The 12,974-nt window shown below is 64.4% G+C and carries 15 protein-coding genes; 9 read left to right on the forward strand and 6 right to left on the reverse strand.

Going from position 1 to position 12,974, the window contains the following annotated elements; translation table 11 throughout:
- Positions 1-474: an NUDIX domain-containing protein gene (locus ACFQ6X_RS15220; protein ID WP_383181502.1), complete on the forward strand. Its 474-nt coding sequence runs from the start codon at positions 1-3 to the stop codon at positions 472-474.
- On the opposite strand, the gene ACFQ6X_RS15225 is transcribed toward ACFQ6X_RS15220, so the two are convergent.
- From ACFQ6X_RS15225 to ACFQ6X_RS15235, 3 genes are all read right to left on the reverse strand, one after another.
- The gene (locus ACFQ6X_RS15225) at positions 462-1,034 is read right to left on the reverse strand and encodes an HD domain-containing protein (protein WP_383181505.1); all 573 of its coding nucleotides are present in this window, start codon (positions 1,032-1,034) and stop codon (positions 462-464) included. The two genes, ACFQ6X_RS15220 and ACFQ6X_RS15225, sit on opposite strands and share 13 nt — an antisense overlap.
- On the reverse strand, positions 1,031-1,498 hold the full coding sequence (locus ACFQ6X_RS15230; RefSeq protein WP_383181508.1) for a GntR family transcriptional regulator: 468 nt from the start codon (positions 1,496-1,498) through the stop codon (positions 1,031-1,033). Before ACFQ6X_RS15230 ends, ACFQ6X_RS15225 begins: the two co-directional genes overlap by 4 nt.
- A 301-nt stretch (positions 1,499-1,799) precedes the next feature.
- A complete protein-coding gene (locus ACFQ6X_RS15235; protein WP_383181511.1) occupies positions 1,800-2,231 on the reverse strand; it encodes a hypothetical protein in 432 nt (143 codons plus the stop codon).
- 349 nt (positions 2,232-2,580) lie between these two features.
- Between ACFQ6X_RS15235 and ACFQ6X_RS15240 the strand changes: the two genes are divergently transcribed.
- The gene (locus tag ACFQ6X_RS15240; protein ID WP_383181514.1) at positions 2,581-3,408 is read left to right on the forward strand and encodes a DUF4231 domain-containing protein; all 828 of its coding nucleotides are present in this window, start codon (positions 2,581-2,583) and stop codon (positions 3,406-3,408) included.
- Positions 3,409-3,481: 73 nt separating this feature from the next.
- Here ACFQ6X_RS15240 and ACFQ6X_RS15245 read toward each other — a convergent pair whose 3' ends face one another.
- On the reverse strand, positions 3,482-4,528 hold the full coding sequence (locus ACFQ6X_RS15245; protein ID WP_383181517.1) for a DUF3800 domain-containing protein: 1,047 nt from the start codon (positions 4,526-4,528) through the stop codon (positions 3,482-3,484).
- A 662-nt stretch (positions 4,529-5,190) separates the two neighbouring features.
- Here ACFQ6X_RS15245 and ACFQ6X_RS15250 point away from each other — a divergent pair.
- The 4 genes from ACFQ6X_RS15250 (at position 5,191) to ACFQ6X_RS15265 (ending at position 7,748) form a co-directional block, all read left to right on the forward strand.
- Positions 5,191-5,547, forward strand: coding sequence for a hypothetical protein (locus ACFQ6X_RS15250; RefSeq protein WP_383181520.1), 357 nt, complete (start codon positions 5,191-5,193; stop codon positions 5,545-5,547).
- A gap of 2 nt (positions 5,548-5,549) precedes the next feature.
- Positions 5,550-5,891 carry a DUF6233 domain-containing protein gene (locus ACFQ6X_RS15255; protein WP_383181523.1) on the forward strand — a complete coding sequence of 114 codons (342 nt, stop codon included), beginning with the start codon at positions 5,550-5,552 and terminating at the stop codon, positions 5,889-5,891.
- A 526-nt stretch (positions 5,892-6,417) separates the two neighbouring features.
- Complete coding sequence (locus ACFQ6X_RS15260) at positions 6,418-6,891, forward strand: lamin tail domain-containing protein (protein ID WP_383181526.1); 474 nt, start codon at positions 6,418-6,420, stop codon at positions 6,889-6,891.
- A gap of 593 nt (positions 6,892-7,484) precedes the next feature.
- Positions 7,485-7,748 carry a hypothetical protein gene (locus tag ACFQ6X_RS15265; RefSeq protein WP_383181529.1) on the forward strand — a complete coding sequence of 88 codons (264 nt, stop codon included), beginning with the start codon at positions 7,485-7,487 and terminating at the stop codon, positions 7,746-7,748.
- 175 nt (positions 7,749-7,923) lie between these two features.
- Here the strand turns inward: ACFQ6X_RS15265 and ACFQ6X_RS15270 are convergent, their stop codons facing one another.
- Complete coding sequence (locus ACFQ6X_RS15270; protein ID WP_383181532.1) at positions 7,924-8,436, reverse strand: hypothetical protein; 513 nt, start codon at positions 8,434-8,436, stop codon at positions 7,924-7,926.
- Positions 8,437-8,749: 313 nt separating this feature from the next.
- Here ACFQ6X_RS15270 and ACFQ6X_RS15275 point away from each other — a divergent pair, with 313 nt between their 5' ends.
- The gene (locus ACFQ6X_RS15275; RefSeq protein ID WP_383181535.1) at positions 8,750-9,127 is read left to right on the forward strand and encodes a hypothetical protein; all 378 of its coding nucleotides are present in this window, start codon (positions 8,750-8,752) and stop codon (positions 9,125-9,127) included.
- 128 nt (positions 9,128-9,255) lie between these two features.
- On the forward strand, positions 9,256-9,912 hold the full coding sequence (locus ACFQ6X_RS15280) for an HNH endonuclease family protein (protein WP_383181538.1): 657 nt from the start codon (positions 9,256-9,258) through the stop codon (positions 9,910-9,912).
- Positions 9,913-9,991: 79 nt separating this feature from the next.
- On the opposite strand, the gene ACFQ6X_RS15285 is transcribed toward ACFQ6X_RS15280, so the two are convergent.
- A complete protein-coding gene (locus ACFQ6X_RS15285; RefSeq protein WP_383181541.1) occupies positions 9,992-11,041 on the reverse strand; it encodes an HNH endonuclease in 1,050 nt (349 codons plus the stop codon).
- An 854-nt stretch (positions 11,042-11,895) separates the two neighbouring features.
- On the opposite strand from ACFQ6X_RS15285, the gene ACFQ6X_RS15290 reads away from it, so the two are divergent.
- Positions 11,896-12,900 carry a hypothetical protein gene (locus tag ACFQ6X_RS15290; protein ID WP_383181544.1) on the forward strand — a complete coding sequence of 335 codons (1,005 nt, stop codon included), beginning with the start codon at positions 11,896-11,898 and terminating at the stop codon, positions 12,898-12,900.
- The last annotated feature ends 74 nt before the right edge of the window (positions 12,901-12,974 follow it).

Consider the following 12,974-nt stretch of genomic DNA (forward strand, 5'->3'; position numbering starts at 1 on the left):
ATGGGACGCATCGACTACCTGCACGACCCCGACGCCCCACCGGCCAACTCGGTCGTGCCGTCCGTCGTGGCGTTCGTACAGAACGACGCAGGCGATGTCCTGCTCATCCAACGCTCCGACAACGGCCGTTGGGCCCTACCCGGCGGGGGCCACGACGTGGGCGAGTCCATCAGCGACACCGTGGTGCGCGAGGTCTGGGAAGAGACGGGGATCAAAGCCGAAGTCATCGACATGTCCGGGATCTACACCGACCCAGGCCACGTGATGCTGTACGACGACGGTGAAGCGCGGCAGCAATTCAGCATCTGTTTCCGTGCACGTCCGGTCGGTGGGGATGTCCGCACGAGCGACGAAACGACACAGGTCCGCTGGGTGTCCCCAGCGGACCTGAACGATTTCGATGTCCACCCCACCATGCGGCTCAGGATCGAGCATGCGATGGACCAGGGACGAACAGCGCCCTACATCGGTTGACGTTTGGTAGCGGCGAGCCTCTCGACGACCCTCGCAGTGCTGGCGAGAATCTCCGGCTCGGCGCGGCGAATAAACGTACCGATCAGGCTGTCCGGTCCGTAGCGCCCAGCGATCTCGTTCACCCGGTCCACCGGGTTTGTCGGGGCGCCGTCCGGGGTCGTGTTCATGTCGCAGTAGCAGAGCGCATCGGCAAGGTGGGGATGCGACCGCGGGAACTCGTCCTCCAGCTCCTCGCTCAGCCCGCGTGCCTCGGCTTCCATCCACGCGCACGAGTGGTGCGCGACGAGACATACCACTCGTTCATCAGCGTGGGCCACGTCCCGGAGGTACCGCGCGCCGTCCAGGGGGTGAAAGCCGGTCTTGGCGAGGTCTGGCGCGTACCCGATGTCGTGCAGCACCGCGGCGGCCTCCATCAGATCGGCATCCTTACCCAGGATCGAAGCAATCGTCTGGGCCCTCTCTGCGACCCCTTGAGAATGGGCCCACCTGCGAGGCAGAGGCTCGGCGAGCAGTGACTCTGCAAGGGGGTAGGCCCACTCGGTCAGTTCCGTAGTACTCAAGGCTTGGAACTCTCCTCTCGGTTCGGCAGGGCCAACACAGTCCTCTGTTTCCCCTGCTTCCCTTCCGAAAGCAGCCCGGCGGCTTGCAGCTTGTCGAGCGCTTTGCTGATCGTCGGCCGTGAGACATCGAAACGTGTGCACAGCTGTGAAGCACTCGGGAAGGCTGCCCCCACGCCAAGTTCGTCATCCGTGATCACATCAGCGAGGCGTTCGGCCAACGGCCGGCGGTCGACGGATTGCTCGCGGCGAACCACTCGCCAACGTCCACCGGGTACTGGCTCCGCGATGCCTTGCTTCTGGAGAACACCGAAGACTCTGAGCGCGACACCGCGGGAGACACCGTGGTCGCGCATCAAGTCTGCTGCCGACGGCAGTTCAACCATCTCGTCGTCAGCATCGATCTGCGCCCGGACAACATCAGCAATCTTCAGGAAGGTTCCCCGAGGGCTGGCCTGCTGCGACACGCGCTCCCCCTCTCTCCGTAGTTGTCTCAAGCCTGCCATGCTCCTCTCCTCGACCGCCTGCTCGGCAGGTGCGCGATCCGCAGAGGCTGCAAAGCCGTGCGGTGGGCCATACTTTGGCCGCGGGGGCAGGTCAGCGGCCGCAGCCTGTTCTTGCGAAATCCGGATGTACCCGGCGTCAAGGTAGAGGCTTTCCATATGATCCCCAGCGCTTCGCCCTGCTGGAGCCCCAGCACCAACTGAAACTGGTACCTAAGGCGCTGAGCCATCTCGCGCCTTCATTGGTGCCAGAGCAGCGGCGTTCTCAGTGAAAAAACTTCTTCCCCTCACGTTCACCTTTGCCTGCTACCACCACGAATGGTCGCGTCTCTTCCGGGTTTTCACCTTGGAAGATCTGAGGGGTGAAGTACCAGCGCGCCGAGGAATGCGGTTCAATCCGGTAGGGCAGCGTGCACGGCTCTACGGCATCAAGTTCCTCCTGCCGGTGCCGGACAGGTTTGAGGCCGCTCGGAAGAACAATACCGAAGGCTTCTATCGTGGCGGCGGCGCGCCCGGTATTCACGGCCTGAATGTAGTGATACCCGAGGTCGCTCTGCTGTCCCTCAAAAATGGGGCTATCGGAGGCTCCAGTGACCTTGATGATCGGCCCTGACCACCACCAGCTCCAAGCTTGCCATGAGAGCGATGCAACACTGAGCGCCAGGGCGATACTGGCGATCACTACTGGAGTAGACATGCGCCGATAATAAGTCTCGAGGCTCTCCTTGTTTCATCTTCCGCAAAAAAGGTCACGAGCTGCACCCACTACGCGTTGACCGATTTGCCCAATACTGGGGTTAATCGACGGTGAGCCTGGTCCCCGCCTACGGGCGGCACGAGGCCCAGCCGTCTTGCCCGTTGGGGGCAGGCGCCGCGCCGTGAAGGGTAATTGCACCAACCCCCACCCCTGCCGGCCGGAGCATCCGTAAGATTCGATCCATGCCTATTGCTCTGATTCGGACGGCAAGCCGTCGAGGCGAGGAGACTCTTACCCCAGATCTCGCGCAGCGTGGAACGAGGGGAGGGGGCAACAGATGGCGGAACCGGTGAGTACTCCCAGCACGACGACCACTGATGTGTTGATCCAGCATCGCCGCGATATTGCAGACTTAAAGCAACGCATCAAAAATCGTCGCCTACAGGTTCTGGGGCTATGCGGAACACCGATATTCCTTGCCCTGACACTCCTCGCGTGGGCCAGCTTGAAAATCTTCATCTGGCTGGATTCGGATACACCAACCGCGATAAATGGCGTCTTCTTCGCCATTGCCGCCCTATCGGCGCTTGCTGCATTTGCGCAGTTTTGGGCGGAGTTCTATGGGCAAGTTTGGGAGGATTCTGAGACATCAGTCAGGGAGCTTAGGCTCGACCTTTCCCTGGCCGAGGAGCACCATATTCTTGAAACCAGGCGGCACACCCCTCCGTCAACCGATCGGCAGGCATCCTACAAGGAGAGGCTTCCGCCTGAGGTCGTCCGGCTGCGCATGGAGTCCCGACACTACCGGCGCCTGCATCTCTTAATGCAGTGGCTGCTATTCGTTACCTCCGCGGCCATTTCTGCAGTAACTGCATGGTATGACCCTCCCCAGCCCGCTAAAGGGGTGCTCATTTGTCTCGGCTTCACTGTCACAGTAATCACGGCAGCAGCGGGATACTTTAAGCCTCGTGAGCGAGCTTTCAATCTTCAGCAGACGGCCGACAGCATTGAGCAGCATGCTACTGCGCTTGAGTTGGGAATTGCTCCATACAATGCGCCTGACGAAGCTCAAAATCTCGAACTATTTGCTACCACGGTAGAGGGCATGCGTGCGGAGCAGCGTATGCGCGAGCAACAGCTTGACCAGCCCCAGCAAGGGCAACAACAGGTTATCTAGTTGCTGCTGCTTGTAGAGGCTTTCTCGGCGGTCCCGATCGATGTACGCGAGGTGGCTCTGCTGGCCGATTCGGCTAGGCCTGATCCAACGGATCATGCTCCAGTCGCCGAGGGTTCTCGACGACAGACAGATCGGGCCAGATACCTCCAACACACCACTCCATGGCCACGGCCTCCAACTCCTCAGTAAAGGGATCAGTTAGCTCTGTGACCTTCTGCGCAGCCCACTGGCGCACCGCACCCGCCACCCAGTCTGCGATCTGTAGTTGCGGCACAGCGCTGCTGTCAGAGAATCCGATGCTGGTCATGGGCAGGCGCTCAAGCAATCGCCCCGGTCGGGCCGGATCCTCCAGCTCGTGCACTGCGAGAAGCAGCTGCGCGTGACGCGCCAACGTCTTGGACTCGTCGTGGATCAGGGCAAAGTCACCGACGGCCCGGCCCATGCCGCGGCAGGCCTCCACCAAGCACGGCAATGCGGGGTCCAAGTTGTCCAACACCCTTCCGGAGGCAATCTCCGCGAAGATGTTGTCCGCCTGCGTCCGGGTGTACTGCAGGACGTCGGACACTTCGGAGAACTCAGGACGCGTAGTGGCCTGGTAGACGGAAATCGCAGCGAACAGGTCGTCAGCGCTGGCCCGCGTGCGCTTACGGGCCGCATCGACGAATGTTTGAAGGAGCCGGTCGAAGCTGGTTGCGTCCCCCATCAGCCCACCACCGGCGTAGAGCAGGTTCGCCAGGGCGATAGCGGCCCCGTCGGCGTACATGTTGTAACCGGTCTCGTGTGCCAGCTCTACGACCAAGACATCGATCATTTTGGTCGTGACCATGAACCGCTTGTGTGCGATGTACGCCTGGATCGTTGCGTCGGACAGTGACTCAAAGGCCGATAGGAGTGATGCACGACCCTTGGGTGTCTTGGACAGCAAGGTGTACTTCGGTTCGCCATGACCCGAGGGAAGCTTCGCCTTGACGTCGTCCACGATCTGCTGAGCAAGCTCGTCGTCGACATAGACGGCTGCTGCACAGAAGACGGGCTGCGCCGGGTCGAGAAGGTTTTCCCCAGTTGAGTGCGATTCATCCGCGTATACCGTACGAGTTCCTGGCATGAGTGCAGCATCCATCCTGACACTGGTGCTGTCGACGCCTTTCCGGGCACATCCGCAGCCCTCTTGGCCAACCTCTGGCCAAGAAGAGCAGCCAGGAGTGGGCCACAGCGTGCCTGCCGAGGTCATCTCGCTTCCGGGACGGCGGGCGAGGCGGCCTAGTTAGGTCTTGAAAGTCGTTCTGTCGCAGGCCTGACAGCAGTCCCTGACGGCAACGTCCACAGATGCGAGCGAACGCTGACCACCTCCCGAGGTGTGCACTACGCCGTGTCATCGGCTCGGCAGCCGGCAAGTAGTACGGGAGGTCGAACTCCTAAAGCGGTGCTCTCAATGCCCTTCCCGGCGTGCCTAGAGGGCCGTAGCGATCGAGAAGCCACGGGTGAGGATGCTTGAGGGGAGCCCCGGCAAAGCGCCGTGACGCCGTCATCAGCATGAGCGCCGAGGGACATCTCGGCACCCCCAGCCCCACTTTGGGAGCCACTGACCACGACGCATGGCGGCCACGCCCGGACAGTCCTGGACTGTCCGGGCCGCCTGGTCATGGGCTCCAGCAGGTTGCGCCGCACGCCACTCGGCGCCAGATTTCGCGGCACCCCGTGTTGCCGCCGCACTGGTGCGGGTGGCCTCAAGGTCGGCGCGCCCGCTCGCATCCCAAAATCGAACAGACGTACCATTAGGACGTGCCCAAGACTGCCCCCGCTTTCCCCTTCCCGCAGGACCTGCGCGACGCCCAGGTTGCCCTCCATCGCACCCGCGCCGCGTGCGAGGAGTACGCCCGCACCCTGCCCTGGTCGGCGGAGCCGATGCCCGGATGGGAAACGGACAAGAAGCTGCATTCCGACTACAGGTCGGGGAAGCCCGACAGCCCCGGCTACACCGAGGAGCAGCACGCCGAGATCGTCCGGTTGCGTGCCGAGCTGTTGCGCCTGTCCATTGCCGTGGCGACGCATCCGTTCTGGGGCGACGTCGACCGTGAGGACGTAGTACAGGCCCGCACGGCACTCCTGCACGCCCATGAGCAGCCGTCGGAGGGATAGCCATGGCCGACCCATCCCAGATATCGCGCCTGGACAAGCTCCGGATCACGCGCGAGTACCTGGCGTATCAGCTGCAGCGGACGGACACGGTGATCCGGGAGCTGGCGGCCCAGGAGGAGCGGAACCGGCACCGTGCGGAGCAGGCGCGCGCGGATCAGGGGTGGAAGATCCAACCGAAACGCGGTGAGGCGCCGCCGGTGCTGCACCGGGGTGGCTGTGCCACATACAGGGCCAAGGACGGGATTCTGCTGGACAGAGTGCAGGCGCGGCTTGCGGTGACACATGAGACCTACATCGTGATGTGTGAGATCTGTGCCCCGCAGTCGGACCTGCAGGACGGCTAGGGGCACTATCACGCCCGGTGGTGTCGTGTCTGGCACCGCCGCCGGAGATGGGGTGCCGGTAAGAAAGCTGTCACCAGGCCTGTGACCACAACTGCGAGTTCGCCCGGGCTTGGAGCCTCAGTGCTTGGACGGTGGTGAATACCAGTTCGTGCGTGTGTGTGACTCCCGTGGCACGTGTTCGAGAATCAGTGGAGGCCGCTTGTTACCGATTGAGTGGCGTCCGGGGGGACGACGCGCCTGTAGGTGGACCGGTTGTGCGCCGGGGTGCGCAACCGGTTGCTGCCGATCACTGCTGGGTGGGTGCAGCTCTCATCGAATGTCGAGTTCATGTCGATATCAATCGATTGACCGATGCAGGCGATCGTTACGGAAATGTCCGCAGTTGGTTACCGGGGTCGGGTTGGTGTCCCGACGTCCCGGTCGAGGTCGCAGAGTGTGTGTTCTCGGCCCAGGACGGGTCGGGAACTCGTACCGACCTTGGGCCTTGAACCGGGCCCGGGGCATTGTGATTGAGGGGACATCACCTATGTCTGCTTCTTCGACCGTCCGCCGCGCAGCCGCTACCGTCCTGGCGGCCGGTGCCGTTGTCTCAGCCATTGCGCTGCCGGCTTCCGCCGACGACGGCGACCGCCACCGCCCCGGCCCCCGCGTCGTGATCAGTGACGTGCAGGCCGACAGCCCGGGCCGTGACAACCGCAGCAACCGGTCGCTGAACGCCGAGTGGGTCGAGATCACCAACCAGAGCCGCCGCGCGGTCAACCTGGACGGATGGACCCTGCGCGACGAGGACGGTCACCGCTACCGCTTCGACGACGTCCGCCTCGCCGGACGCGCCACCGTCCGCGTCCACACCGGCATCGGCCGCGACACCCGCACCGACCTCTTCCAGGACCGGCGCTCCTACGTCTGGGACAACTACTCCGACACCGCCGTCCTGCGCAACGACCGTGGCCGCACCATCGACACCGACTCCTGGGGCCGCAACCACCACCGCCGCTGATCAACGGCATGGCGGGCTGAAAGCCGGCTCCTGCCTGCTGGGCCCCACGAGGGGTGAGGGCAGGTATGTGCCCCGCCGGAGCCGGGATCCATCCTCATCATCAAATGCCCGCACCGTCCGGTGCGGGCATTTCGGCGGCCATGCTGACCACCGACGTAGCCGGGACTGAGCACGACCGTGATCGGTCGAACTCCGGCCCGCCGACATCTGCTGTCCGTTCTCGTGAAGATGGCGTCGGAAGGTTCGCCGCTGGCCGGGCTCTTGCGACCGAGGTGCTCCTGCAGATCCATGCGTTCGGGGTGAACACGGAGCGGGCCCGGGGCGGGTACCTCGCCTGCGGCGCCCCGTACCCGTGCGTGCGGGTGGAAGTACGGGCGAGCGCTGGGACAATTCTTGCTGTCACCAATGCCGCGAGGCGACTGCGTCGTCATGGCTGATGTGCGCTCAGCGCGGCAGCAGCACTCGATGGGATCGACCTTGTCGTCGGGCGAAACCGGTGAGCCCATCCGCAGGTTCCTCGTTCATGAGCAACGAGAGTGCGATCAGCGCTCAACACATGTCTGCCTCACCCCACGTTGCGCCAGACTGCCCGCATGACACAGGCACCACGGGTGTACGGCACCGACCACGACGCGCCAGCGACCGGGCCGCAGCCCGGCCACTCCTACCGCCAACTTGTCGGCGGGCCACTGGACGGGCAACTGGTTGAGGTGACCGCCTGGACGGACGAGGAGATCACCACCGGCGCACAGCTGCTCACCCCTCACAGCGCGTACGGGCCAGGCGGGAGAACCTCGTACGGCCCGACCTTCAGCCGTCCTGACGGCCCCTGGGTATGGGAGGGCGACGTGCCCTGACCACCCGGCACGGAGTCCTCCGGGAGGAAGCACCGGAGGACTCCCGGAGGGCTCAGTCACTTCGTGGGCCGCTCCCGGCGGACGTCATGGTCGCGCCAGTCTCCGAGGGCCTCCGTGGCCCCCTTCGACCAGAACGTCACGGATGACGCGGATGATGGTCTGCCGGACTTCCAGCTCACCGGCCTTGTGCTCGGGGGCTGTCGGGTCGGATTCGTAGGGCATGCGGAGGTAGGCGCACAGGACGTCGATGCACACCTGGCGTTGTTCTTCCCAGTTCGTCGGCGAGGCGGGCGAGGGCGTAGACGCCGGCGAGGCGGACGGCGGCCTGGTCGTGGCCGAGTTGTTCGGCGGCGGTGGTGTACCGCTCGGCGAGCTGGTTTGCGTCTGCGCGGTGTGCGTCGCCCTCGGCGAGGAGCTGCTTGCGGTAGGCGTAGAGACCGGCGAGGACGGCACCGATCAGGGTCAGTGCGGTGACGGCGGCTTTGAGGACGTCATTGATGTTGACCGACTTGGGCGGCTTCTGGTCGGCAGCCGCCTGGGCGAAGTGGTCGTAGGCGTAGTGGTAGCTGACCCAGGCGAGGGCACCGGCAGCTATCAGCGCCACGGGGGCCACGATCCAGACGGGCCAGAGGTTCGGTGTGTAACCGGCCCCGGGGGCCCCGTGCTTGCGGCGGAAGGGGATTGGCACCTCAGGAGCATGCAGCCCGCCCGCCGTCCGGACAGTGACTTGACGAAAGACACTGCGGCCCCGGCTGATCCGGAGCGCGGCCGTGGCCCGCAGCTATCCGGATCACAGGGGCAGGAACACGTGCACCGCAGCCCACATGAATAAGGGTCCCCGCGGGCGAGGACTGGATGGAGCACTCAAGATGCCCCCGCGCCATTCATCAGGTCAGCGGGGGCTTTTGAGACTCGGTTCGCCGCACCGGCCAGGTCGCCCGCATGAGTGAGAAGCTGCCTCCAGTGATGCCTTAGCGGGGGAGAGCGACGTTGGGCACATCATGCGAAGGATCACGTGTTTTGCGGCGTCCCTGATGGCCCTGGGCTGCCTCGGCCAAGCGCCCGCCCACGCCAGCGGTGGCGCCGATGACGGGCCGGTCAGCATCGGTGTCATCGGCGAAGGACTCAAGGTGAACGAAGTCCGGGCGCTCCTGGACGGGTGGGAGGCAGGCGCCCGGGCCCGGGTCAGCCTCTGGAAGGGCGACACCTATGTCCGTCAAGTGCGGGGGTGGAAATACACCACATCCAAGCAAGCCTCCGGGCACAAGTTCGAAATCGCGACATGGAAGATCAACAAGAGATTCCCGCACCGTTCCAAACTTTGTGTCGAATTCGAGGGACACCCTGAGCGGATGCCCTGCGTCACGATCAAGCGCTGAGAACCTCCCTGCGCCAACATGGACAGCCGACACACGGGCGAGGAAGGTAGTACGACTTACCAGCCTCCCGAGTGATGTGACGGCACGTCCGGCACCTCAACGAGGTGGATCGCCCGTACAAGATCCTCGTGATCAACAACGTTGCGCGGGGCCTCGCCGCCGCTGCTCTCACCCTCGTGCCCCTGCTCGCCGCCGCTCCGGTCCAGGCCGCCGAAGTCACTCCCCTTGCCGACGGCGTCCAGGCGCTGCCGCTGGCTGCGGAGTCCCGCACCGGCTACGAGCGCTCGTCCTTCAAGCACTGGGTCGACGCCGACAAGGACTCATGTAACAGCCGTATGGAGGTCCTGATCGCAGAGTCCCGGATCGCGCCCACCATCGAAGCGGGGTGCAAGGTGACCGCGGGGGAGTGGTACTCGTACTACGACGGGCTCGCCCTGACGGCCCCGGGCGGCCTGGACATCGACCACATGGTGCCCCTCGCTGAAGCCTGGGACTCCGGCGCCTCGCAGTGGACGCCGGCTCGCAGGGAGGCGTACGCCAACGACCTGGACGCTGAGCGCTCCCTCGTCGCCGTCACTGCGAAGACCAACCGCAGCAAGGCCGACCAGGACCCCGCCACCTGGCTGCCTCCGCTGGCCGACGCACGCTGCACCTACGCAGCGGACTGGGTCGCGACCAAGCTGCGCTGGGGCCTGACCGTCGACCAGCCCGAAGCCGAAGCCCTCACCACCCTCGCCGAAACCTGCGGCAACCAGCCTGTCGAGTTCGAGACCGCGGTCGAGTAGCCAAAAGTGCTCCCCATCCTCGTGGGGTTGGTGTGGGGTGGCACGTCCTCGCTTAAGGCCACGCAGATGTCCGTAGCGGTCATGCCTCAACGACCTCTGTCGCAGTCCGCGGCATGGGCAGACGCGCCTCCCGGCCACTGGTCTGCTCCAGAACCAACAGGCGCAGTTCGGCCGGCGTAGGCCAAGGCGCGCTGCGGTGGATCATGCGGTGGCAGTTCGAGCAGATCAGTGCGAGGTCCGCCAGCTTCGTAGTGCCCTCTCCAGCTTCGTGGAGCGGCACCACGTGGTGGCACTCGATGTAGCCCTCGCCCCGCTCCCCGTAGACCTTGCCGAAGTTGAAGCCGCACGCCTCGCAGGAAAGTGCGCCTCCTCGCTTGAGGACCGACGCGATCTTCTTCTTGCGTAGTCCCTTGTCGCGTTCGCGGGTGCGGTGGCGACGGTAGAGGACACGTCCCTCGGGTGCGCCGACGTTGTCGTCCAGGTCCTCATCCTCGGTGAGCGGCGCTGGCTGGAGTTCGCCAGATCGCAGTCCTGCACGAATCAGCTCAGCCGCCCGTGCCATTTCTGTTGGCCGTTCCAGGAAGTCCTGCAACACTTCACGGTCCAGCTTTCCGCCGTTCGTGGGCTTGCCCTGGTAGTCAGGGTGGAAGCTGGCGATGTTGTGCGTCTTGAGCGCCGCCCCGTTGCGGTTGCGGTACTCGGCCGCGCGCTGCTCGGGCGGGTAGGCGCCGAGCAGTTGCAGAAGGTCGGACAGCTCTCCGATCCGCGGGTCCGAAGAAGAAAGCCCTCGCCAGCCGTTCCGGGTCACGACATCGCACGCGAGGATCAGCTCGTCACGGGTCCACTTGGGACTCCGGGATACCCCGACCTGGAAGCCTTCGCGCTTGAGCCAGTCGACTGCATGGCCGACGCCGCCGCTGAGCTCGTCCCATTCCAGCGCCCTCCCGTGGGAATGCTTGTGGGCTACCCCTGCGACCGCTTTCGAGTCGTACGCTTTGCCGTTGTGCAGGATGAGGAACTTCCGGGCTGGCTTGAAGCCGTACAGGCTGAGGAACGACTCCGCTCCCAGATCGTCGTACTCCTGCAGGGTCTTCAGGATGTCGTCGCGGGAGATGGCCCCTTTTTCCATGAGCTGAGCCTACGGGGCGGGTATGACACCGCACTTGGTCGCGTCACCGACCTCGTTGGGCGGGTGCCGTGGGGCCATGTGTGGGCCAGTGAAGCACCCCTGGGGCGCAGTCCCAGCGAATGGGCAGATCAGAGGGCCAGGCGTTCGCCGCGGATGGGGGCGGTCTTGAAAGCCGTCACGGTTGACCAGCGAACAGTCACTCGCACAGTTGGAAAGCGTGCTGGTGCCCGCCGAGGCGTGCAGGCTAGAGCCGAGTCGCGTGTGAGCAGTCGGGTGGGTGAAGGTGGGCGCGGCGACGGGGCCCGCATGCCGGTTCGTCGCGCCTTTGACGGCAGTCCCTGACGGCAACGTCCGCAGACGCGAGCGGATCCTGGCTGCTTCCCGCAGTGCGCACTACGTCGTGTCGTCGGCTCGAGAGCTGTTAGGTGGTGCGGGCGGTCGAACTCCTAAAGTGGTTCTCAGACCTCTGACCGGGCTTGCACGCTCGGTTGCAGCCCTAGGTGCCAGCAGTCTCATTCGCGGACGTTCAGCGTTCCTTTGGCAGCCGAGAAGCCCAGCCCACGAACGACTACGAACCACGATGCGCAGGCCCGTGCAGCGGGTGCTCGGTCTGCCGCTGGCTGGCAGCACGGGGGCCCTCTGGTTGGAAGCGCCCGCCGCCGGAGCGGTTGTCGGCTAGAACCTGGGGAGCGGCGTTGAGGTGACCGACAGGCCCAGGGGGCACAGCCGGGGAATGAGCGCTGGTTTTGGCGAGCCCGCGGCGAGTGGTGGTGTGTCAGTGCCAGCTGATAGATCTACCAACCAAGCGTCATCTCATAGCCGTTGGTGGCGTACAGACCATGAGGGGACGCGTCGTGACCGTCTTTGCCCAACCAGCAAGCCTGAAGCGTCCGACCGTTCGCGAGCATTACGAAGACACCATCCTGCAACCTGTTGACCTGGCAGACCACGTGGATCTCATCGACCCCCAGGTCATGCAGACGCTGAGCGCACTCTTCCCATCTGGCCAAGCGCAGATGTGGGGCGTTACGCCCGGCATCGAGGGCGCAAATCTGCCGCAAATTCGCAAAATGCTACCTGGCGACGTCGTCTTCTTCTCTGGCAGCAAGCGTCTCTACCTTGTCGGGACCGTCGCTGCAACCTGGCACAACCCGGACTTCGCTCTCCGTCTATGGGGAGTCGACGACAGGACGAAGCAGACTTGGGAGTACATGTACGCACTGACCGGAGTGCGCGGCATTGACTTCCCGATGGAGGAGATCCGCTCCCTGCTGAAGTGGAAACCCAACCGCAATATCCAGGGCTTTGTTGCTCTACGCGACGAGGACGGTGCGGTCCTCAAAGATCTGATCGGCTTCGAGGACAGCGTTCATGTCAGCTCGCCCTCAGCCACGGTGGAACCCCCGGCGCCGCCGCTGGCTCCCTCTGACGCAGTCGCGGAAGCTCAACGACGTGCGGAGCAAGGCCGTTTGAAGAGGGCGCTGTTGCCCGGGGTGCAAGGGGACTGCGCGCTCTGCGGGCGCACCCTCCCGCGAGCCTTCCTCGTCGCCGCGCACATCAAGAAGCGTGCGGCGTGCAGCGAGGAGGAGCGATGGGACCTCAACAATGTTGCAATGCTCGCGTGCCTTCTCGGTTGCGACAGCCTCTTTGAGCACGGCTTCGTCGCTGTCGAAGACGGAGGCCGGCTCCAAGTTAGCCCCGTCGCGGCAAGCGCCCCAGCTGTGGCCAAGTACATAGATGAGCACCTGGCGGGCCGCTCTATTGCATGGTGGTCGACCGATCGCGAGCCCTACTTTGCGTGGCACCGATCTCATACATTCCAGCTCGGAGCGCTGGCACCAAGCCAAGTCAATAGCTGACTGCTTCGCATCAGGCAGGATGGCAGTCAGTGTGACTAACCCGAGGCTGACAATCATGGCAAGCTCATGAGTGA

The sequence above is a fragment of the Streptomyces sp. NPDC056452 genome (genome assembly GCF_042796085.1).
Classification (GTDB): Bacteria; Actinomycetota; Actinomycetes; order Streptomycetales; family Streptomycetaceae; genus Streptomyces.